This window comes from Ignavibacteria bacterium, assembly GCA_041649015.1.
Taxonomy (GTDB): domain Bacteria; phylum Bacteroidota; class Ignavibacteria; order Tepidaquicellales; family Tepidaquicellaceae; genus CAIKZJ01.
On record JBAZNU010000001.1, the window covers coordinates 679,569 to 699,595 of the forward strand.

A 20,027-nucleotide genomic window follows, 5' to 3' on the forward strand; every position below is an offset into this window, starting at 1 on the left:
TTATAAAATATGATTGGCGAAAACGACAATATAAATCTCGAGGTAAACGACAAGAAGAAAACCCTTCTCGGATTTTATGGTTTATTCTATGTTATGCTGCTTGTAATAATTGTAGTGATTGGATATTCTTATCTGGGAAAGCTTGAGTATTTTTCAAGAGAAAGTTTAACACCTTCTTCGCTCACAAAGGATTCGGCAGCAGTAACGACTGCAGATCTGCCTATAGTGAAAGGGTCTATAAGCGCACCGGTTGACCTTGCAAAAGAGATTGTTTCAACACCTGAGAAAATTGCAAAGGGAAAGACATTGTTCGATGCTAATTGTGTGAGCTGTCATGGTACTGAAGGAAAAGGTGACGGAGCGGCAGGAAAAACGCTCAATCCACCACCCAGAAATTTTCACGACTTAAACGGCTGGACAAACGGAGCGACTTTTTCGAGTATGTATAAAACTTTACAGGAAGGCATCACCGCAAGGGGAATGGCGTCGTACAACAATCTAAAGCCCGAAGAAAGAATCGATATAATACTTTATATAAGAACTTTTTTACCGAACTATCCAGCGATAGACCAGAAGGAAATGGCCACGGTAGATGCTGCATACAGTCTCACAAAAGGTTTTAAACTACCTAACCAGATACCGGTAAAGATGGCAGAGGAAAAACTTCTGGATGAAAAGAAAGAAACATTAACAAAAATAGAAAATGTTGTAAACACAATCAGCAGCGATAATAGCAGCGGTGCGGTTATATTCAAAAGGATGAGTTTTGACGTTAAACGTTCGGTTTCTTCAATGGCAGGAAACATGAAATGGAATGAAAATGAAAATGCATTTGTTAAGTTTGTTACATTACACCCTTTATCAAAGGGTTTCAATGCGTCTTTAAATCTCACTCCAGAAGAATGGAGCGCAGCTTTTCAGTATGCAAAAAACATGTTTTCAAAATAGATGAAGAAATATTTATTCATAATATTATTATTAACTTTATCGCTTGGCGCAGGTGCCGACGACAAAAAATCACAGGTTGGTCTTGACGAAAAACTGGGACAGAACATTCCGATGAATTTGTCTTTGCTGGATGAATACGGCAAGCCTGTTAAACTAAGCGAGCTGACAGAAAGTAAACCGTTTGCCCTTACGCTTGTTTATTACAGGTGTCCGGGGATATGCAGTCCGCTGCTGACAGGATTAGCAAAAGTGGTTGATTTGTCTGATTTAACACCGGGAAAAGATTACAAAATTATAACGGTCAGTTTTGACCCAACAGAAACATATTTAACAGGCAGCGAGAAGAAGAAGAATTATTTTGAACAGCTTACCAAGAAGAAGCTTGAAAACAGCGACTGGAGATTTCTTACAGCCGACAGTGCCACCATTGCTCAGTTAACAGACGCAGTCGGATTCAGGTACATAAAGCAGGATAATGAATTTATTCATTCGGCGGTGGTTACCTTGCTTTCACCAGAGGGTAAGATCACAAGATATCTTAATGGAACCGATTTTCTTCCGATGGATTTCAAACTCGGAATTATCGAAGCATCTGAAGGAAGGGTTGGGTCGACTATTTCAAAGATAGTAAGCCTGTGTTATAGTTATGACGCCGAAGGAAAACAATACGTACTGAACATTACACGCGTTGCAGGCGGCGGAATGGTTTTATTACTCGGAGTTTTTGTGGTTATATTAATAGTAAAGAAAAAGAAAAATTAAATATACTTAATGAACGACGTTTCTTATTTAAAATACCAAGGTAAATATAAAGGTCTGTTAGGATGGATTCTTTCTACTGACCATAAGCGGATTGCTATTCTTTATCTTGTGGCAATAATGGTTTTCTTTCTTGTTGCTATGACTTTCGGATTCCTTATGAGGTTCGAAATGTTATCGATGGGAAAAACAATCATTGACCCGCAAACTTATAATGCTTTGTTTACACTGCATGGGGTAATAATGATATTCCTGTTTATAATTCCCGGAATTCCTGCGGTGTTTGGCAACTTTTTTCTTCCGATTATGCTGGGAGCAAAGGATGTATCATTTCCCAGATTAAATCTGCTTTCGTGGTATTTTTACATTTTTGGTGCGTTTCTGGTGCTCATTTCTTTGTTTGTTGGCGGAGGACCGATAGATACAGGATGGACTTTCTACGTTCCTTACAGTCTTCGTACTCAGGCAAATGTTTCTCTTGCGGTATTTGCTGCGTTTGTCCTGGGTTTTTCATCAATATTAACCGGATTGAATTTTATTGTTACAATTCACAGGATGAGATGTCCGGGTATGGGATGGTTTAAGATGCCGTTGTTTGCATGGGGGCTTTACTCGACATCATGGATTCAGGTTCTCGCTACTCCTGTTCTTGGCATTACATTGTTATTAATAATATTAGAAAGAGTATTTGGCGTTGGAATATTTGACCCTGCTCTCGGCGGTGATCCTTTATTATATCAACATCTATTCTGGATATATTCGCACCCGGCAGTATATATTATGATATTACCTGCAATGGGTCTTGTCTCTGAAATCATACCGACATTTTCAAGGAAAGATATATTTGGTTACGGACCGATTGCAATGTCATCACTTGCCATTGCGTTCGTTGGTTATCTTGTCTGGGGACATCATATGTTTTCAAGCGGAATAAGCGATACATCGAGAGCAATATTCTCCTTTTTGACATTTGTTGTTGCCATACCAACGGGTATTAAAGTTTTTAACTGGGTTGCAACGATGTATAAAGGTTCTATAGATGCCCGCGCTCCGTTTCTGTTTGTTGTCGCGTTTATTTTTATTTTTTCAATAGGAGGATTAACGGGTCTTGTGCTGGGGTCGTTAAACACTGATATACATTTAACCGATACATATTTTGTGGTTGCACATTTTCACTATGTCATGTTTGGCGGCATGGGTCTGCTGTTTTTTGCGGGATTTCATTATTGGTTTCCCAAAATGTTTGGAAAAATGTACAATGAAAAAGTTGCAAAATTAGGCACGTTAATTTTTGTGATAGGATTTAACACGCTTTACTTTCCGATGTTTATAATGGGATATTTGGGTATGCCGAGAAGGTATTACGATTATTTACCCGAATATAAAATATATCATATTATTTCTACTGTAGGTTCATGGATTTTAATTCTTGGAATTTTAATTCTAATTATCAATCTTTTAAAAGCTCTTCTGAGCAAGGAAAAAACGACGGAAATAAATCCCTGGGGAGGCACAACGCTTGAGTGGACGGTTCCTTCACCACCCCCGCTTGAAAATTTTGATGAGATACCAACCGTGACACACGGACCATATTACAGAGATAATTTAATTAAACCGGAGAAAAGTCATTAATTATGAGTAACGAAACAGCCGTAGCTCACGTCCATAGAGACGACGAAGGCTCTAAAATGGGAATGTGGCTCTTTTTGTTGACAGAGCTTCTTCTTTTTGGGGGCATGTTCCTTCTGTATGCATCTTACAGATTCATGTACCCTGACGCGTTTAAAGTAGCCGCAATGAACTTAGATACACTTATCGGAGCGGTTAATACAATCTTGCTGCTGACAAGCAGTCTAACGGTTGTTATTGCAATCATAGCATTAAGAAGAAACCAAAAAACCTTTAGCATATATATGCTGATGTTCACGGTTGTCGCAGGCGGTGCATTCCTGGTAAACAAATATTTTGAATGGAGTGCTAAATTCCATCACGGCATTTATCCTAAAGGACCTGCAATGGCTGATATGTCAGACGGGGAAAATATTTTCTTTGGGCTTTACTATGTTATGACAGGGCTCCATGCTTTGCATATTGTGGTCGGACTTGTCTTCATTCTTTTTATGGTCTATTTTATAAAAAAAGATAAACAAACAGCAGACAACAACCAAAGACTTGAAAACGCCGGTCTTTACTGGCATCTGGTTGATATAATTTGGATATTTTTATTTCCGTTATTTTACTTAATTCATTAATAAAAGATTATGAGCGAACATCATTCAAACGCACATCACGAACACCTTGGATACGGGCTGTACATACTCGTTTGGGCAGGACTTGTTGGTCTTACTACTATTACGGTTGCAGTTGCGGGATTTAATCTTGCAAGCCTTACTATTGTCGTAGCAATAGGAATTGCAATAGTGAAATCACTACTTGTGACAAACTATTTTATGCATGTAAGAACAGATTCGGGAGTGTTCAAGGTGTTTATATTTGTATGTCTTGCAACCTTTATTGTAATGATTGTGCTTACGTTTTTTGACTTAACTTACAGATTTCCTTTAAAATGAAACCAAACATAGTTCAAAGCACTGATACAACCTTTATCATTATCGTAGGAATTTCAATATTCTTCCTGCTGATAATTACCGTTGCAATGTTCTATTTTATGTATAAGTTCAGCAGAAAAAGAAATCCTGTTGCAACCGATATTACAGGGAACACGTCGCTTGAAATACTCTGGACGGTTATTCCAACAATACTTGTAATGGTTATGTTCTTTTACGGTTACGCGGGTTTCAAAGAAATGCGTAATGCTCCCGCTGATGCTATGACCGTTAAGGTAATGGGCAGAATGTGGGCATGGAGTTATGAATATGAAAACGGATTGAAAAGCGATACACTTTTTGTTCCGACAGGAAAACCGATTAAACTTGAACTCACATCAGCTGACGTTACCCACAGTTTTTATATTCCGGCTTTCAGAATTAAAGAAGATGCAGTGCCGGGAAGAAAGAATTACATGTGGTTTGACCCGCAAAAAGACGGTGATTATATTGTCGAATGTGCCGAATATTGCGGTCTGAGCCATGCTTATATGTTATCAAAAATATATTCAATACCAAAAGAAAAGTTTGATTTGTGGTACAATGCACCAAGAGTAAAAGAAGGAAGTGATACATCAAAAATAAAAACAGATTCTCTTAAAACAAACACCGATACAACGAAAACGAAACGATAATTGAGCAATATAAATAAATATGACAGTAATACAGCGGTTGCAATAGAACAAACATTTTATTCTTTGTTTGTCTCGAAGATTTATATTTTGCTCGAGCTTGTTAAATTCAGGATCACCGTTCTCGTTTCGTTTACAACAGCTCTTGGTTATTTTCTTGCATCCGATAATCTTGGGTTTGGTTTTATTTATCCGGTAGTTGGCATATTTCTTCTCGCATGCAGTTCTGCAGCTCTTAATCAACTGCAGGAATCAAAAACCGATTTGCTTATGGAGAGAACAAAAACACGGCCTATACCATCGGGTAAAATTTCACGCGGCGGTGTCTTGTTAATATCAATAATTCTTTTCTTTTCGGGTAGCCTTCTTTTAATTCTAAAGACGAACATCGGCACATTGCTAATAGGGCTTCTGACATTTTACTGGTACAATGCGGTTTATACACCGCTCAAGAAAAAAACCGCACTTGCAATAATACCCGGCTCGCTTGTTGGAGCTCTGCCGCCTCTTTCGGGATGGCTTGCGGGCGGGGGTGACATTTTTGATATAAAAATTGGTGTCGTTGCTTTATACTTCTTTGTGTGGCAAATCCCGCATTTCTGGCTGCTGCTTTTGCTTTACGGAAGTGATTTTAAAAAAGGCGGATTTCCGGTACTTACAGATGTTTACAGTGAATCGTTTATAAGGGGAATTACATTTCTTCTGCTTGTGGCTACTGTTTTACTCGGAGTTTTAATTACATTTACAGGTTCGGGTTTTTACCTTGTCTCGAATATATTAATTTACATCTCATCTTTGCTTATGATAACAGAGGCTTTTTCTTTTTATATGAAAAGCCGCTATGAAAGAAAAGATATCACAAAAACATTTGTTTCGATTAATCTTTATACACTTGCAATAATAACAATACTTTCAGCTGATAAATTATTTTTCTTACTATGAACATTTTAGAACAATTTGTAATACCGCCAAATCAGGAACATGTAGGACTTCTTACTGTTATGCAGATATTATCACTGCTGACTTTCCTGCCTTTTGTAGGAATAATGCTTGGTTCTACAGTATTTTCTGTTTACTTTCATAGAAAAGGGAGAAAGACCGGTAGCGCACTGTATAACAGAATTGCAAAAGATATTATTGATAAGCTTACGGTCGGTAAAGCTGCAGGTTTTGCACTTGGTATTCTTCCACTGATAACTATAGTTTTGGTTTATGCACAAATGTTGTATGGCGCTAAAGTAATTTCTACAAGTCTTTTGTTCTTATCTTTAATTATATATATAGTTGCTTTTATTTTCATATACAATTATAAGAGTGCATTTCAGCTTGAAACAGTGATTAATTCACTGAAAGGAACTGCCGATATTCCGGAGGAAACAAAACAATATGAGAAGAAAATTAATTATCTCGGCACAAGATACGGTAACTGGGGAATTGCAGCCTTGTTCGTTGCTTCATTTCTTTTTGTTGGAAGCACGACTATAGCCGCTAAGCCCGGCACCTGGTCTTCAGTGGACAACATTTTAAAGCTTGTAATATCAGCCCCAATTTGGATTAATTTTCTTTTCTTTCTATCGGCATCCTTTGCTATAACGGGAGGAGCGATGCTTTATTTCTTCTTTGTTTGGCAGGGAGGAGTAAAGGATACATCCGATGAATATCGTGAGACAGTAAAAAAGATAGCAGTATCATCAGCATTAATAGGCTCTATTATTCAGCCGGTGTTTATATTTGCCGGAACTTTGTCCGTGCCGGCTTCGAGCTCATCATCAGGTTTTTATGCATTTGCGGGTTTCACGCTTCTTGCAATTCTGATCGTCTGTAACCTGCTTTATTATGTTTATAAAAACTCCGACCTTCATTTAAGCGGTGCAATTTTCTTTTTAATGTTTTTTGTTTTTACGTTTGCCATAGTAAAAGACCAGCTTGCATTCAGGAATGCTGTAAAAGACCATCTTCTTGTCGTGAATGCAAAAGCTGATGAACTGGCACAGGAAAAGAAAGGAAGCATAATTCAGGTTAATTCCGCAGACGGTGAAAAGATTTATAACGAAAAGTGTATTGCCTGCCATAAGTTTGATGTTAAACTTGTAGGTCCTCCGTACAAGGAAACTGTTCCAAAGTATAACGGTGACCTTAAAAAGCTTGCCGGTTATATTTATAGTCCCGTTAAGATTGATCCTTCTTATCCTGCTATGCCGAATCAGGGTCTAAAAATGAAAGAAGCAGAGGCGGTAGCAAAATATCTTATGGATAATGCCGGTAAGAAATAATTTTTCCCCACAAATTTCTCAAATTATCACAAATAAGAGAAATATAAAAAATAAATATGTTGTTAAGTAAGCTCGGGATCAAAACTTATGGCCGAAGAATATATTTATAAAGAAGAGTGCTTTAAAATAATTGGTTGTGCAATGGAAGTACACAAACACTTGGGTAATGGATTTCTTGAGGCTGTGTACCAGGAGGCACTTCGTTATGAGTTTTTGAAAAATGCTATTCCTTTTCAGGAACTCAAACCCATAGAAATTCACTATAAAGATATGGTTTTGGAAAAACATTATATCGCTGATTTTATTTGCTATGACCTTATTGTAATAGAGCTAAAAGTGGCAAAGAACTTATGTGACGAACATTATTCTCAGGTCCTGAACTATCTTAATGCTACCAAATTAAAACTTGGGCTTTTAATTAACTTCGGCAGTCCTTCACTTCAGTATAAAAGGATAATTCTTTAAGTCTTACTTTTGTGCAGATTTGGTGATGTATGAAAAAGATCTTATATTTTCTTCTGTTTTTCCTCTGTGATAATTTGTGTAATTTGTGGGAAAATATTTATGGAAGCAGATAACAAATCAAATTCAAACTTAATGCTACCAAGTTAAAACTTGGGCTTTTAATTAACTTCGGCAATCCTTCACTTCAGTATAAAAGGATAATTCTTTAAGTATTACTTTTGTGCAGATTTGGTGATGCATGAAAAAGGTCTTATATTTTCTTCTGTTTCTCCTTTGTGAAAATTTGTGTAATTTGTGGGAAAATATTTATGGAAGCAGATAACAAATCAAATTCAAACTTAATGCTACCAAATTAAAACTTGGGCTTTTAATTAACTTCGGCAGTCCTTCACTTCAGTATAAAAGGATAATTCTTTAAGTCTTACTTTTGTGCAAATTTGGTGATGCATGAAAAAGGTCTTATATTTTCTTCTACCTCTCCTTTGTGCAAATTTGTGTAATTTGTGGGAAAATATTTATGGAAGCAGATAACAAATCATATTCAAACTTAATGCTACCAAATTAAAACTTGGGCTTTTAATTAACTTCGGCAGTCCTTCACTTCAGTATAAAAGGATAATTCTTTAAGTATTACTTTTGTGCAAATTTGGTGATGTATGAAAAAATCTTATATTTTCTTCTGTCTCTCCTTTGTGAAAATTTGTGTAATTAGTGGGAAAATATTTATGGAAGCAGATAAAAAATCATATTCAAGGCCTAAAGGTATGTTAGTAACTTCAATAGTTTCTTCAATATTATTATTGTTACTAATAATATCCGGAGTTTATTTTACAATGATGTCTGTAATTCTTTTCTATATTCCGGGTTCTACATAGAATCCATCTATTATAGCATTATTTTACAGTATTGTTTCCTTTTCTGTGATGTGCGGATTATCAAATGTTTAAAGCTGTATTAAAGCCATTCCTCCTTCAGATGTCTCTTTGTAAATACTTGGTATATCATGCCCCGTCTGATTCATAGTTTTTACTATTTTATCAAAACTGACAAGATGTCTTCCGTCGCTTAACAGTGCGTAAGTTGCAGTATTTAAAGCTTTCTCTGCCGCGAATGCATTCCTCTCAATACATGGCGCTTGAACAAGTCCGCCAATCGGGTCGCAGGTCAGACCAAGATGATGTTCAATCCCCATCTCTGCTGCATATTCTATTTGCTGAGGAGTTCCGCCAAGCAATTGCGAAGCCGCCGCTGCTGCCATCGCACACGCAGTTCCAACTTCTCCCTGGCATCCGACTTCCGCACCGGATATCGAAGCGTTTTCTTTTACAACATTTCCAAACAATCCCGCTGTTAAAAGCGCACGCAATATTTTCTTATCTGAAAAGTCAAGACTTTCTTTCATTCTGTATAGCACGGCAGGTACTACACCCGCAGAACCGCAGGTTGGAGCCGTCACAACTTTACCTCCGGAAGCATTTTCTTCAGAGACGGCAAGAGCATAAGAAAATGTCAGTGTTTTCTTCTTTAGCGAACCGCTGAAACTTTTTGATTTAATGAAATAACTTGCAGCTTTTCTCGTTAGGTTCAAACCCCCGGGCAAAACACCCTCAGCTTCCAATCCTCTCTGAATCGTCTTCTGCATCACTTCCCAGACTTTTTTCAGATGGTCAAATATTTCCGGTCCTTCGATCATTTCTGCATATTCCCAGTATGAGCGTCCTGTTTTTTGAGTCCATTTTAGTATGTCGGAAATAAAGGTCATGTCGTAAATATTGTTCGTCTCGTTATTCTTTTTGCCGTCGGTTATCTTTCCCCCTCCAACACTATAAACAGTCCATTCTTCATAAGGTTTACCGCTTAAGTCTAACGCTTCAAACTTCATAGCATTTGGATGATATGACAGAAACTTTGTTGGTTCCCAGAGTATCTCTGTTTTTGTTGGTTTCAATGCTTCGTTTATTGCTTTATCGGTCAGATGCCCTCTGCCCGTTGCGGCAAGGCTTCCGTACAAAGTTACTCTGTATGAAAGAGCATTTATAGTTCTTTCTTTAAATTGCTCCGCTGCTTTGCGGGGACCCATCGTGTGGCTGCTCGAAGGTCCGTATCCTATTTTGTATATTTCTTTTATGGATTCCATTTTTATTGTTTCCGCATATTTTGATTTCAATTAATTTAATTAATTCATACATAAAATGGTAAAACAAAAAAGGGGATAAACACAGCGTGTATCCCCTTCTTGGTTTGCTGTAATCGTCAATACTTTGATATGTTTATTGTTTTGCTTACCAGGCCTAAAATACTTATTCCCATGTTCTGGTCACTCTTCACAACCGTTCCTGCTATAAAGTTTTTTGTTGAACCGCCGCTGTCAAGTTTGTAGTTAACTATCCATAAATCCTGCGGAAATCCCGTTAAAGAAGCTATATACGACGGCAAATTCAGCGTCCCTAGTCCTGGTATTAAAAACATGTTCACCGTTTTGTTCGTACCTGATTGTGAAAAGAATGCATTACCGTTAAACGTACTCGAGGACGGTAAAAACGACGCATCAAATCTTATTACAGGGTTTGAAGAAAAACTTAAGTCGTATGCAGAGTCGCTGTTTAATAGGCTGTCCTTTTTTGTGCTTATTTTAAAGTTCGAATTTGTTATTAGTCCAAGCGCTCCTGATACGATGTTTTTCGCAGAGGTATCTGCAATTAAAGAAAGAATTGTATTCGTATTAAATAAAGCCGTTAGTTCAATACAATCTCTTGTTCCTGGAACTGGGTTTGGTGTATATACAGCCAGATCTGTCGTTCCGGGTTTCTTGAAGATGTACAGCCATGCACCCACATTGTTCGGGTCAGTAATCCCCGATGTAAGCGTAATGTCTGTTTTGCCTTTGTCGTTTCCTTCAAAGAGAACATTCTTTCCGAATATCATTACCAGCTCTGTACTTGGAGAGTATTTTCTTTGTGCTTGTGCATAAGCAGAGTCAAGCCGTTCTTTTGCTGTAATCTTGTTGCTGACAAGATCGTTAATGATGTTTGTTGTGGTGTCGCTGCATGAATATATCGACGATAAAATTAATGCAAATACAAATAACATTAAAGCATGTTTTCTTTTCATTTTCTTATGTTTGTTTATAAAAAGATAATATCAATATAACATATAATATACCTCTTTTGTTTTGCCGAGGCAAAACAACTGATAATTACAGCACTGTATTTAAAATTTTCTTACTTGAACTTCAGATTAAACTTACCGTCTGTTACCTCGAGCTTCTTTTCAGTTCCGTCTTCAAGCGTGCCCGTTGTTGACGCGGTAAACGTTCCCTCTATATGAGTGTCGTCAAGCTTTGTAACAACGACTTTACCGGTTTCCGACCAATACTGATCATAATCTTCTGAACCTTTTGCCCGGTCTTTGTTCGTCCTGTATTGCAGGTGTCCCCCGGTACTTGCCTTGTCGAGTTGAAACTCTCCGGTTTTTGCAGGTGTTTTAACTATTACAAAAATATCCTCATATTTTCCCTTTTCCTCTTGTATTGTAGCGTAGATGTTAAATGATTTTCCGTCTTTCATCGCATAAGCTTCTCCGTCTTTCATAGTAAATTCTTTGCCGTCAAGCTTGCAGAATATACCCGTAGTAAACTCTGTTTTCTTCACATCTTTGTTTTCTGTTACAGGTTTGTCCTCTTTCTTTGAACAACTGGTTAATAATGTAATAATAACCAGAAATGCTAGCAATTTGGAAATGCTCCCTTTCATTATTCCTCGCTATTAAATTGTTAAAACATAATTTAATTTCTTTAATATTGAAATTCTATATAATATTAAAGGTACGAAAACAAAAACCCGCCTCCGGAAAGACGGGTTTTGTCGAATATATTCACATTATCTTTTACCCGCTGCTCTTATGCCGAATAAAATGGATAATCTGTGTATCCCTTTTCATCCGCTGTATAAAACGCATTTGTGTTAAGGTCTGTGTTTAAAGTCCATCCGTTCTTTAATCTTTCAACTAAATCAGGATTGTTTATAAAGGGTCTTCCAAATGCAACTAAATTAGCAGTCCCTTTTTCAAGCTCAGCTTCTGCGCTTTCAAGTCCATAACCTCCGCTGAGTATTAAGGTGTTATTGAATTCGTGTCTTATGATTTCCTTTACGCCCCTCGGTACTTCAGGCGCTCCCATAGCACTGTGGTCAACTACGTGTATATAAACAAGTTCAAGCTTGTTTAATTCTGCCGCCAAATATTTATATGTTTCTTCGATCTCCATGTATAAAGACATATCGCCGTTAACCCCGTATGGAGAAAGCCTTATCGCCGTTTTATCTTTGCCTATTGCCTTAACCGTTGCTTCTGCCGTTTCTAGTACAAACCTGCATCTGTTTTCTATACTGCCGCCGTATTCATCTTCTCTTATGTTAGTGTGCGGATTTAAAAACTGCTCGAGGAGATATCCGTTTGCACCATGCAGCTCAACTCCGTCAAATCCTGCTTTAATAGCATTCTTCGCAGCTGTCACATATTCGTTCTTTGTTGTCTCTAATTCCTCTTTTGTAAGCGCATTTGGCTCTGTGTGGTCTTGAAGTTCCTGTGTATCAGTCCACATTTTACCTCCTGCCTTTACTGCTGATGGCGCAAAAACCTTGGCACCTTCGGGCATGTTATCAAAATGACTTATCCTTCCTGTGTGCATAAGCTGTACAAATATTTTGCCGCCCTTTTTGTGAACAGCGTCGGTTACTTTTCTCCAGCCATCAACCTGCTCTTTGCTGTATATCCCGGGTATTCTTGCGTATCCTAATCCGTTGGGTGAAGGAGATGTACCCTCCGTTACGATTAATCCCGCTCCGGCTCTTTGTGAATAGTATTCAGTCATTAAGTCGTTTGGTATATTGCCTATTGCCCTTGATCGTGTCATCGGTGCCATCACTATGTGATTGCTTAGCTCGATGCTGCCGAGTCTGTAACTCTGAAATATTTTCTTTGCTTTGTTCATTTTATGTTTGTTTAAGTTTATATTTAGTTTGTTTATAAATAAAACGTATGTATATACATATAAGTTCCTTAATAATTGCATTATAAAATGTTTTCAGAATTGTTACATTCATTCTTTATTCAGTAAACTTAATCAATTACTTTTATGTCATACAAAGCATTAAAGATGGAGTTGCAGTACGAATCTGCAGGAACACGAAAACTTCTTGAAAGAATCCCGGAGGGCAAACTTGGTTTTAAACCTCACGAAAAGTCTATGGAACTCAAAATGTTGGCACTGCATGTAGCTATGTTGCCCGATTTTGTAGAGACTATATTGACTATGAATGAAATTGACTTTGGAGATATGGACTTTACACCGCCCGAAGTTAAATCAACCGCCGATATTCTTAAAATTTTTGACGAGTCCCTGAAGAAAGCTCTTGATCTTCTGGATAAAGCAGACGATAAAACATTGATGGATAAATGGACTGCCAAAATGAAGGGTGAAGTTGTTTTTGAATCACCGAGAGTATCTTCGTTAAGAGGCATGACGTACAATCACCTTTACCATCACCGCGGACAGCTGACCGTGTACCTCAGATTGCTTGATGTTCCTTTGCCTGGAATTTACGGTCCTTCAGCCGACGAACAGTAATAGATGATAACCAGAGTTGTAGGTATTGACCTTGCCGGCAGCCCCAAAAGGGATACCGGCATTTGTCTTATGCATAATAAAAGAGTTACGAAGTATGCAACACTTCATGAAAATGATGAGATTATTTCGTTCGTGAAAAATGCAGCCCCTGAAATCATTGGTATTGATGCTCCCCTTTCACTTCCACCCGGTAGAAAATCTCTTGATGATAATAACGGCGTGCATCTTAGAGAATGCGATAAGGAACTTACAAAACTTAAAATAAGATTCTTCCCGATTACTCTCGGTCCCATGCGTATGCTCACAATCCGCGGTCTCGAATTAAAGAAAATATTTAAGCGTATGGGATACAATTCCTATGAAATGTTTCCGGGTGCAACGCAGGATGTACTTGGCATTCCGCGCAAACAGCATTCAATGGTTGGTTTGTTTAAAGGTCTCGAAAAGCTTGGTATTAAAGGCCTTAAGAAAGATATGAATAATGACGAACTCGATGCCGTAACCTGTGCCTATACTGCCTACCTTTATCAAAGAGGTAAAGCAGAGATTCTTGGTTCATTAAAAAAGGGTGCTATCATTATTCCGAAAGCACCCTCTCGATAAAAATATAATTATTCTAATTACTCTCTACAAATAAATCAACAAACTCAAACTTCTGTCCGTCAAAGAGTCCCTTATCTCCCAGCTTCAAAGCAGGTATTACAAGTAGCGCCATAAATGATAAAGTCATGTATGGCGAATGCAGACGACACCCTATTAATTTCGGCAGCTTGTTAAGTTTATCATATTTCTGTGCAACAACCCACCCGTCTTCATTCGACATTATTCCCGCAACAGGCAGCGGAAGTACTTCAACTTTTCCGCCAACCATAATTGCAACTCCGCCTTTATGCCTTATCACTTCGTTAACAACCGCAGCAATCGAATTATCGTCAACCCCCACAGCTATTATGTTGTGTGAGTCATGTCCAACGCACGACGCAATGGCACCGCTTTTAAGACCGAAGTTCTTTATAAAACTCACAGCCGGCTGCGACTCGCGGTATCTGTCAACTACCGTAATCTTCAGTATGTCATTATCTGTGTCTGAAACAACATAACCGTTTTCTGTCTTTGCATCAAGGTGCAGCTCATTCGTTATCAGCTGTCCTTCAATCGCCTCTATAACCCTAATCTTTCCGCCTTTGTGCTTAATAGCAAAATCTTCTGGCTTCTTAAAATCAATGTTGAAATTGTTTACTGCTTTTGCCTCGACAGAGGGAATCAAAGTTTTGCCATTTTCTGAAACCTTTATTCCGTCAACGTAAGTAGCTACGTTCTTGAAATCATTTAAATTATTAACAATTATGAAGTCCGCGGGATCGCCTATATTTAAAGTCCCGACATCAAGTCCGTAATGTTCTTTGGGATTTAAACATGTTATCTTCAGAACATCAAAAAGGTCATAACCCAATGAAACCGCTTTTTTAACAACTTCGTTTATATGTCCTTCCACAAAATCATCAGGATGCTTATCGTCGCTGCACAACATCACCATATCTTTATGCTCTTTAATCAATGGATGAAGCTCGTCAAAATTCTTCGCTGCAGAACCTTCTCTTATTAAGACTTTCATGCCGTAAGATATTTTTTCTCTTGCCTCATCAATGGAGAAACATTCGTGGTCTGTCGAAATTCCCGCGCTAACGTACTTCTTCGCTTGCTCTCCTCTCAAACCTGGTGCATGCCCGTCTATCGGCTTTCCGTATTTCTTAGCAATGCTGAGCTTCTCCATAACATCAGGTGATTCAAATAGAACACCCGGATAGTTCATCATCTCGCTTAAATATTTCAAATCATATTCTTTAAAAAGATATTCAATGTCCTCTGCCTCAAGCCTTGCACCGGCAGTCTCAAAATCCGTTGCAGGCACGCATGAAGAAGCCCCGAAATAAAACTTAAACGGTACCATGTTCCCGTTTTCTATCATATACTTTATTCCTTCAACTCCTAATACATTGGCAATTTCATGTGGATCTGATACTGTCGCAACCGTACCATGTGTTACCGCAATTCGTGCAAACTCAGACGGAATAAGCATCGAGCTTTCTACATGTATATGCGAATCTATAAAACCCGGCATTATATAATCATAATGTTCTCTTAAATCTTTCTCAACACTTTTTATTATCCCGTTCTCAACTTCTATCGTTCCGGAATAAACCACCCGTTTCTTTATATCTACTATATTACCGCTTATTTTAAAAGTATTCATAATATTATTTGTTTATATAATTTAACAAAATTATTCTTATAAATGAGCCCTTATTAAAATATTTACTCCTATTTACAACAATCCTTTGTCTTTAGTGAATCATGGTTCATTTGAGATGCGGAAATATTCTTCATCATCTTCTCCTGCGAAGGGCTTATATAAGGTATTCCTAAACTTAATCCCCTTAGTATAAATATCACTGCAAGCAGTATAGCAAGCAAAGGGATTATCTTTGTTAGTTTTTGCCTTACTCCAAGACTGATAAAATTTCCCGCCACAGATGTAACAAACATTACAGGTATTGTTCCTATTCCGAATAGTGCCATGTATAATACTCCCGATAATACATCTCCTGCCGCTATCGCCCCCGCTACCCCCACATACACAAACCCGCATGGAAGCAAACCGTTTACAATTCCAATAAACAGCATTGATGAAAGTGATCCGCTCTTAAACAATTTTCCAAATGTTGCTTTTATCTTCTGTGTAACGTTGCCGAATGATAGCTTATTAATGATACCCGTTTTAGTCTTTCCGGGAAGAAGGACTATAATAATAATTAACACACCCGATATTACAGAGACCCATCTTTGTAAACCTATCACCGCAAGGTTCTTTCCTATTATTCCAAATATCAACCCGAATACCGAATATGTTATCACCCTTCCCAGATTATAAAGTATCCTTCCCGTAAAAAACTTCACGCTCTTAAATTGACCAGTCGGCAGCGCAAGAGCTATAGGACCGCACATCCCTATGCAGTGCAGACTCCCAAGCAAACCTATTACAAACCCGGTAAATATTTCCATACTAAATATATTTGTAAAATTTTCTCTTCTCAAATATACTTACCCTATTCATTAACTAATATTGAAAATAAACCCCCAAAAAGCTGTCATCCCCTCATGCTCTTGGAGGGGATCTCATCCTGTTTCTCAAATGTTAAATACATTTCCTCTTAAAGTCTTAATCCGCGTTCAATTAACCAACACCCCTGTCCATCAATTTTCCATTTTATTTTCCGTTTACTTTTCTGATTTTTGTTAAAAAATTACCTCAACAATAAAACAAATATTATGAGTGAAATAAAACCCTTTGTTCCATTTGTTTCTACAGATACAGACATGAAAGAATTTTCTTTCCGTGCTATTCTTCTTGGCGCATTCATGGCAATGCTTATGGGCGCTGCGAATGCTTACCTCGGACTCAAAGCCGGTATGACCATCGCCGCGACATACACAACCGCCGTTCTTTCTATGGCTGTCCTGCGTGCTCTTAAAGGAACCATACTCGAAGAAAATGCCGCGCGTACTTTTGGCTCCATAGGCGGAAATATTGCAGCGGGCGCAATCTTTGTCCTTCCCGCTTTCTTTATCGCAAACATCTGGAATCCGTTTTATTCAATTTCAAACTATTTAATCTCAACCGTTATTCTCATCTTTGCAGGTACTCTCGGAATAATGTTTGTCACGCTTTTGCGGCGTGTACTCGTTGAAGATAAAGACCTGCCTTTCCCCGAATCCATCGCAGCCGCAGAGATTCACAAGTCGGGTCAAAAAGGCTCGGGCGGCTCAAAGTTTCTTATTTCTGGTATGGGAGTAGGTGCATTTCTTACCGCACTCGTCGATTTTAAATTTATCGCAGGTACCTGGCAGAGTATAGTTTCTCTTGGAAAAGGTGCTCTTCTCCTGCGTTCACCCGGCATGGCTCCCGCATACTTCGGAGTCGGATATATTATCGGACCTCGGCTCGGTGCTATAAACTTCAGCGGCGGTGTTCTTGCATGGGGACTGCTTGCACCCGCAATTGCATATTTTGTTAATTATGATAACCTCGGTGCTGTACCTGATTGGGGAGTTGAAATTACACGTGTATGGAAAGCCTATGTTCGTTATATTGCAATCGGTGGTATGCTCGTCGGCGCTTTTTATACTCTTTATAAAATGCACAAAAGTTTATTCGAAGGTATCTCCCGCTCATTCGCTAATCTTAAAAAAGCTGCTGCTGGCGGACATGATATCGCACGTATAGATAGAGACCTGAACATGAAAATTGCTCTTCCTATACTCGGTGCTGTTGCTTTAGTCATGTTCTTCATATTCAACTATTTCACTGGCTCCGTATTTCCTGCACTTGTTGCAACAGTCGTAATGATTTTTCTCGGTTTTGTCTTTGCCGCAGTGTCCGGCTATCTTGTCGGTATTATCGGCGTCAGCAATAATCCTACAAGCGGACTCACGGTTGCCGTACTTATCGTAGTTGCATTCTTAATGGTAGCTCTTGGAATGTCTGGAAACGCAGGCGTTGCTGCTGTTCTCGGCGTTGCTGCATTCACCTGTGTTTCGGTTTCCGTTGCAGGTGAAATGATGCAGGATTTGAAAGCCGGACATATTCTCGGTTGTACTCCATGGAAAATGCAGATTGGTGATATATTCGGAGTTGTTTCTGCATCGCTCGTTATGTTTCTTGTTCTTTCTTTGCTGCATCTCGGCGACCTTAAACAGTCAACCTCTGATGAGATTATAAAACTTCAGAATTCAGGGACAACAACTATAACTTATAAAGGTAAGAACCCTGAACTTTCAGGAAAATCTTTTCAGCTCGAACAGTTAAAATCATTATCACCCGAAGAACAAAACGATATTCTCGGTACCAATGCAGGTTTCGGAGGCGAAAAACTTCCGGCACCTCAGGCATCACTAATGGCGATTATGTCGAAAAGTATCGTCGAAGGAAAAACAGAACTTATTCTTATCATCATCGGCATGTTCATGGGTCTTGCACTTATTCTGATGCAGGTGAAAAGCCCTATGCTTATCGCCGTAGGTATGTACCTGCCTATTGATACATCATTTGCAATTTACATCGGAGGACTCATGAAAGGCATTATTGATAAAAAAGTCGAAAAGGGTAATTATACTCCAAAGCAAAAAGAAAAAATTAGTAACACCGGTATCCTCCTTTCTTCAGGATTAATTGCAGGCGAAGCTTTAATTGGTTTGCTTTTTGCCGGACTTGCTTTTGCCGACATAAAACTTTTCCACATGTTTTCCGAACCGTCTTTCATCGGAAGTGTAATCGCTATAGTGCTTATTGGTGTTTTTCTCGTAAAAATCCCCCTCAATAAAAAGAATATAGATTAAAATTAAATTTCATTGACTCATTAAATGGGTAACGGTTTATTCGTTACCCATTCTTTTTCACACTACATAATCAAATCTCCTCAAAATTAGTCTCTATTATCTTTTTTTCTGTATGCCTGCGATATGCCTGCGATATGCTTGCGATATGCCTGCGATATACCTGCGATATACTACCTCATATCTAAAACCTTATTTTATCATATGTTTGATTAAAAGTAACTTTATAAGTGGCGAATTTGTTCTAAGAATTGTAATAATTTATAATTTAAAGGAGTAATAATCGTGTTAGCTTGTAATATTGGGAAAACTGATAAAACAGTTCGTTATATAATAGGAATAGTAATTCTTATTCTTGGATTAGTATTCAATTCTTGGTGGGGTTTACTCGGTCTGGCACCCATTCTCAATGCAGCATTCGGACGCTGCGGATTCTATTATTTACTCAATATTAATACCGCTAAATCCGACAATAAAACACAATAATAACACCTTTCTTCGACACATCTGTCGAATTTTAATATAAGCGTATAATTTTTATTCTCTTTTCATACATTTGTTTGGCATAATAATTGTTAATATAAGTCCGATACATAATTCAAAGCGAATATATATGTGTTTGACTATAAAAACCTGCTTTTAATTTTAGCATATAATTTTGTAATGCTATTGTATATTATTGTATCTTTTTAAAAGAGATGTACCCAAACAATATTATTAAAATTTTTCTTTAGATGGAATACAGCAAATTGGTAATTGGAAAAAAATGCTACCTTACCCCGCTCGAACTTACTGACGCTGATAAAGTAGCAAAGTGGCAGAATGATTTAAAAGTTCAAATGAATTTTGACCTCGTGTTTACGTTAACCGCTGACGATATCAGGTATTATTTACCCGAAGCTAAAAAGACATCAAGGATTTTTGGTATCGTCGAAAAGGAAACAGAGAAACTTATAGGGGTAACAGGTCTGCACGATATTGATCATATCAGCCGCCACGCAATGTTGAGTATTTACGTTGGTGAGCAGGATTACAGAGCCAACGGTTTTGGAACAGAAGCAGTAAAACTTACTCTCGACTTCGGTTTCAATATGCTTAACCTTCATAACATTGCCCTGTTTGTAATTCGGTTCAATAAGAGCGCCATTAAAGTTTATGAAAAGTGCGGCTTCAAACATGCCGGTGTTAAGAGACAATCGAAAATCCTCGGTAACGAAAAATTTGATATGTTAATGATGGATATACTTGCCGATGAGTTCAAGAGTGTTTACGTGAAACAGGTGTTGAAAGATATTAAGAAATAATAAGAAATCATAAAGATACA

The 20,027-nt window shown here is 38.0% G+C and carries 20 protein-coding genes; 14 read left to right on the forward strand and 6 right to left on the reverse strand.

Features of this window, described 5'->3' with window-relative positions; translation table 11 throughout:
- Positions 1-9: 9 nt before the first annotated feature.
- The 9 genes from WC644_03000 (at position 10) to WC644_03040 (ending at position 7,683) form a co-directional block, all read left to right on the forward strand.
- Positions 10-948: a cytochrome c gene (locus WC644_03000; GenBank protein ID MFA5010900.1), complete on the forward strand. Its 939-nt coding sequence runs from the start codon at positions 10-12 to the stop codon at positions 946-948.
- Positions 949-1,710 carry an SCO family protein gene (locus tag WC644_03005; GenBank protein MFA5010901.1) on the forward strand — a complete coding sequence of 254 codons (762 nt, stop codon included), beginning with the start codon at positions 949-951 and terminating at the stop codon, positions 1,708-1,710. It begins immediately after the preceding gene.
- Positions 1,711-1,719: 9 nt separating this feature from the next.
- The gene (locus tag WC644_03010; protein ID MFA5010902.1) at positions 1,720-3,339 is read left to right on the forward strand and encodes a cbb3-type cytochrome c oxidase subunit I; all 1,620 of its coding nucleotides are present in this window, start codon (positions 1,720-1,722) and stop codon (positions 3,337-3,339) included.
- Positions 3,340-3,341: 2 nt separating this feature from the next.
- On the forward strand, positions 3,342-3,959 hold the full coding sequence (locus WC644_03015; protein MFA5010903.1) for a cytochrome c oxidase subunit 3: 618 nt from the start codon (positions 3,342-3,344) through the stop codon (positions 3,957-3,959).
- Between the two features lie 9 nt (positions 3,960-3,968).
- The gene (locus tag WC644_03020) at positions 3,969-4,277 is read left to right on the forward strand and encodes a cytochrome C oxidase subunit IV family protein (protein MFA5010904.1); all 309 of its coding nucleotides are present in this window, start codon (positions 3,969-3,971) and stop codon (positions 4,275-4,277) included.
- Positions 4,274-4,948 (forward strand): cytochrome c oxidase subunit II, encoded by a 675-nt coding sequence (gene coxB / locus WC644_03025; protein MFA5010905.1) that lies wholly within the window; start codon positions 4,274-4,276, stop codon positions 4,946-4,948. The genes WC644_03020 and coxB overlap by 4 nt, the downstream gene beginning before the upstream one ends.
- Positions 4,949-5,887, forward strand: a complete 939-nt coding sequence (locus WC644_03030) for a protoheme IX farnesyltransferase (protein ID MFA5010906.1) — start codon at positions 4,949-4,951, stop codon at positions 5,885-5,887.
- The gene (locus WC644_03035) at positions 5,884-7,218 is read left to right on the forward strand and encodes a c-type cytochrome (protein MFA5010907.1); all 1,335 of its coding nucleotides are present in this window, start codon (positions 5,884-5,886) and stop codon (positions 7,216-7,218) included. Before WC644_03030 ends, WC644_03035 begins: the two co-directional genes overlap by 4 nt.
- Positions 7,219-7,305: 87 nt before the next feature.
- Positions 7,306-7,683: a GxxExxY protein gene (locus tag WC644_03040; GenBank protein MFA5010908.1), complete on the forward strand. Its 378-nt coding sequence runs from the start codon at positions 7,306-7,308 to the stop codon at positions 7,681-7,683.
- A gap of 943 nt (positions 7,684-8,626) precedes the next feature.
- On the opposite strand, the gene WC644_03045 is transcribed toward WC644_03040, so the two are convergent.
- From WC644_03045 to WC644_03060, 4 genes are all read right to left on the reverse strand, one after another.
- Positions 8,627-9,820 carry an L-serine ammonia-lyase gene (locus WC644_03045; protein ID MFA5010909.1) on the reverse strand — a complete coding sequence of 398 codons (1,194 nt, stop codon included), beginning with the start codon at positions 9,818-9,820 and terminating at the stop codon, positions 8,627-8,629.
- 116 nt (positions 9,821-9,936) lie between these two features.
- Complete coding sequence (locus tag WC644_03050; GenBank protein MFA5010910.1) at positions 9,937-10,794, reverse strand: hypothetical protein; 858 nt, start codon at positions 10,792-10,794, stop codon at positions 9,937-9,939.
- Positions 10,795-10,904: 110 nt separating this feature from the next.
- The gene (locus WC644_03055) at positions 10,905-11,435 is read right to left on the reverse strand and encodes a hypothetical protein (protein MFA5010911.1); all 531 of its coding nucleotides are present in this window, start codon (positions 11,433-11,435) and stop codon (positions 10,905-10,907) included.
- A 146-nt stretch (positions 11,436-11,581) separates the two neighbouring features.
- Positions 11,582-12,673, reverse strand: coding sequence for an alkene reductase (locus WC644_03060; protein MFA5010912.1), 1,092 nt, complete (start codon positions 12,671-12,673; stop codon positions 11,582-11,584).
- 144 nt (positions 12,674-12,817) lie between these two features.
- Between WC644_03060 and WC644_03065 the strand changes: the two genes are divergently transcribed.
- Both WC644_03065 and WC644_03070 read left to right on the forward strand, forming a co-directional pair.
- On the forward strand, positions 12,818-13,309 hold the full coding sequence (locus WC644_03065; GenBank protein ID MFA5010913.1) for a DinB family protein: 492 nt from the start codon (positions 12,818-12,820) through the stop codon (positions 13,307-13,309).
- Between the two features lie 3 nt (positions 13,310-13,312).
- Positions 13,313-13,912: a DUF429 domain-containing protein gene (locus WC644_03070; GenBank protein ID MFA5010914.1), complete on the forward strand. Its 600-nt coding sequence runs from the start codon at positions 13,313-13,315 to the stop codon at positions 13,910-13,912.
- Positions 13,913-13,925: 13 nt separating this feature from the next.
- Here the strand turns inward: WC644_03070 and ade are convergent, their stop codons facing one another.
- Both ade and WC644_03080 read right to left on the reverse strand, forming a co-directional pair.
- The gene (gene ade, locus WC644_03075; protein ID MFA5010915.1) at positions 13,926-15,563 is read right to left on the reverse strand and encodes an adenine deaminase; all 1,638 of its coding nucleotides are present in this window, start codon (positions 15,561-15,563) and stop codon (positions 13,926-13,928) included.
- A 68-nt stretch (positions 15,564-15,631) separates the two neighbouring features.
- Positions 15,632-16,372 carry a sulfite exporter TauE/SafE family protein gene (locus WC644_03080; GenBank protein ID MFA5010916.1) on the reverse strand — a complete coding sequence of 247 codons (741 nt, stop codon included), beginning with the start codon at positions 16,370-16,372 and terminating at the stop codon, positions 15,632-15,634.
- Positions 16,373-16,639: 267 nt separating this feature from the next.
- Between WC644_03080 and WC644_03085 the strand changes: the two genes are divergently transcribed.
- The 3 genes from WC644_03085 to WC644_03095 all read left to right on the forward strand — a co-directional run bounded on the left by WC644_03085 (position 16,640) and on the right by WC644_03095 (position 20,007).
- Positions 16,640-18,706, forward strand: a complete 2,067-nt coding sequence (locus WC644_03085) for an oligopeptide transporter, OPT family (GenBank protein MFA5010917.1) — start codon at positions 16,640-16,642, stop codon at positions 18,704-18,706.
- Positions 18,707-18,988: 282 nt separating this feature from the next.
- A complete protein-coding gene (locus tag WC644_03090; protein MFA5010918.1) occupies positions 18,989-19,189 on the forward strand; it encodes a DUF2892 domain-containing protein in 201 nt (66 codons plus the stop codon).
- A 248-nt stretch (positions 19,190-19,437) separates the two neighbouring features.
- A complete protein-coding gene (locus WC644_03095; GenBank protein ID MFA5010919.1) occupies positions 19,438-20,007 on the forward strand; it encodes a GNAT family protein in 570 nt (189 codons plus the stop codon).
- Positions 20,008-20,027: the final 20 nt, after the last annotated feature.

Excerpts from the sequence above, each read along its gene's own strand:
- WC644_03000 (MFA5010900.1), top strand. The coding sequence starts at position 10 with ATGATTGGCGAAAACGACAATATAAATCTCGAGGTAAACGACAAGAAG.
- WC644_03005 (MFA5010901.1), top strand. The coding sequence starts at position 949 with ATGAAGAAATATTTATTCATAATATTATTATTAACTTTATCGCTTGGC.
- WC644_03010 (MFA5010902.1), top strand. The coding sequence starts at position 1,720 with ATGAACGACGTTTCTTATTTAAAATACCAAGGTAAATATAAAGGTCTG.
- WC644_03015 (MFA5010903.1), top strand. The coding sequence starts at position 3,342 with ATGAGTAACGAAACAGCCGTAGCTCACGTCCATAGAGACGACGAAGGC.
- WC644_03020 (MFA5010904.1), top strand. The coding sequence starts at position 3,969 with ATGAGCGAACATCATTCAAACGCACATCACGAACACCTTGGATACGGG.
- coxB (MFA5010905.1), top strand. The coding sequence starts at position 4,274 with ATGAAACCAAACATAGTTCAAAGCACTGATACAACCTTTATCATTATC.
- WC644_03035 (MFA5010907.1), top strand. The coding sequence starts at position 5,884 with ATGAACATTTTAGAACAATTTGTAATACCGCCAAATCAGGAACATGTA.
- WC644_03040 (MFA5010908.1), top strand. The coding sequence starts at position 7,306 with ATGGCCGAAGAATATATTTATAAAGAAGAGTGCTTTAAAATAATTGGT.
- WC644_03045 (MFA5010909.1), bottom strand. The coding sequence starts at position 9,820 with ATGGAATCCATAAAAGAAATATACAAAATAGGATACGGACCTTCGAGC.
- WC644_03050 (MFA5010910.1), bottom strand. The coding sequence starts at position 10,794 with ATGAAAAGAAAACATGCTTTAATGTTATTTGTATTTGCATTAATTTTA.
- WC644_03055 (MFA5010911.1), bottom strand. The coding sequence starts at position 11,435 with ATGAAAGGGAGCATTTCCAAATTGCTAGCATTTCTGGTTATTATTACA.
- WC644_03060 (MFA5010912.1), bottom strand. The coding sequence starts at position 12,673 with ATGAACAAAGCAAAGAAAATATTTCAGAGTTACAGACTCGGCAGCATC.
- WC644_03065 (MFA5010913.1), top strand. The coding sequence starts at position 12,818 with ATGTCATACAAAGCATTAAAGATGGAGTTGCAGTACGAATCTGCAGGA.
- WC644_03070 (MFA5010914.1), top strand. The coding sequence starts at position 13,313 with ATGATAACCAGAGTTGTAGGTATTGACCTTGCCGGCAGCCCCAAAAGG.
- ade (MFA5010915.1), bottom strand. The coding sequence starts at position 15,563 with ATGAATACTTTTAAAATAAGCGGTAATATAGTAGATATAAAGAAACGG.
- WC644_03080 (MFA5010916.1), bottom strand. The coding sequence starts at position 16,372 with ATGGAAATATTTACCGGGTTTGTAATAGGTTTGCTTGGGAGTCTGCAC.
- WC644_03085 (MFA5010917.1), top strand. The coding sequence starts at position 16,640 with ATGAGTGAAATAAAACCCTTTGTTCCATTTGTTTCTACAGATACAGAC.
- WC644_03095 (MFA5010919.1), top strand. The coding sequence starts at position 19,438 with ATGGAATACAGCAAATTGGTAATTGGAAAAAAATGCTACCTTACCCCG.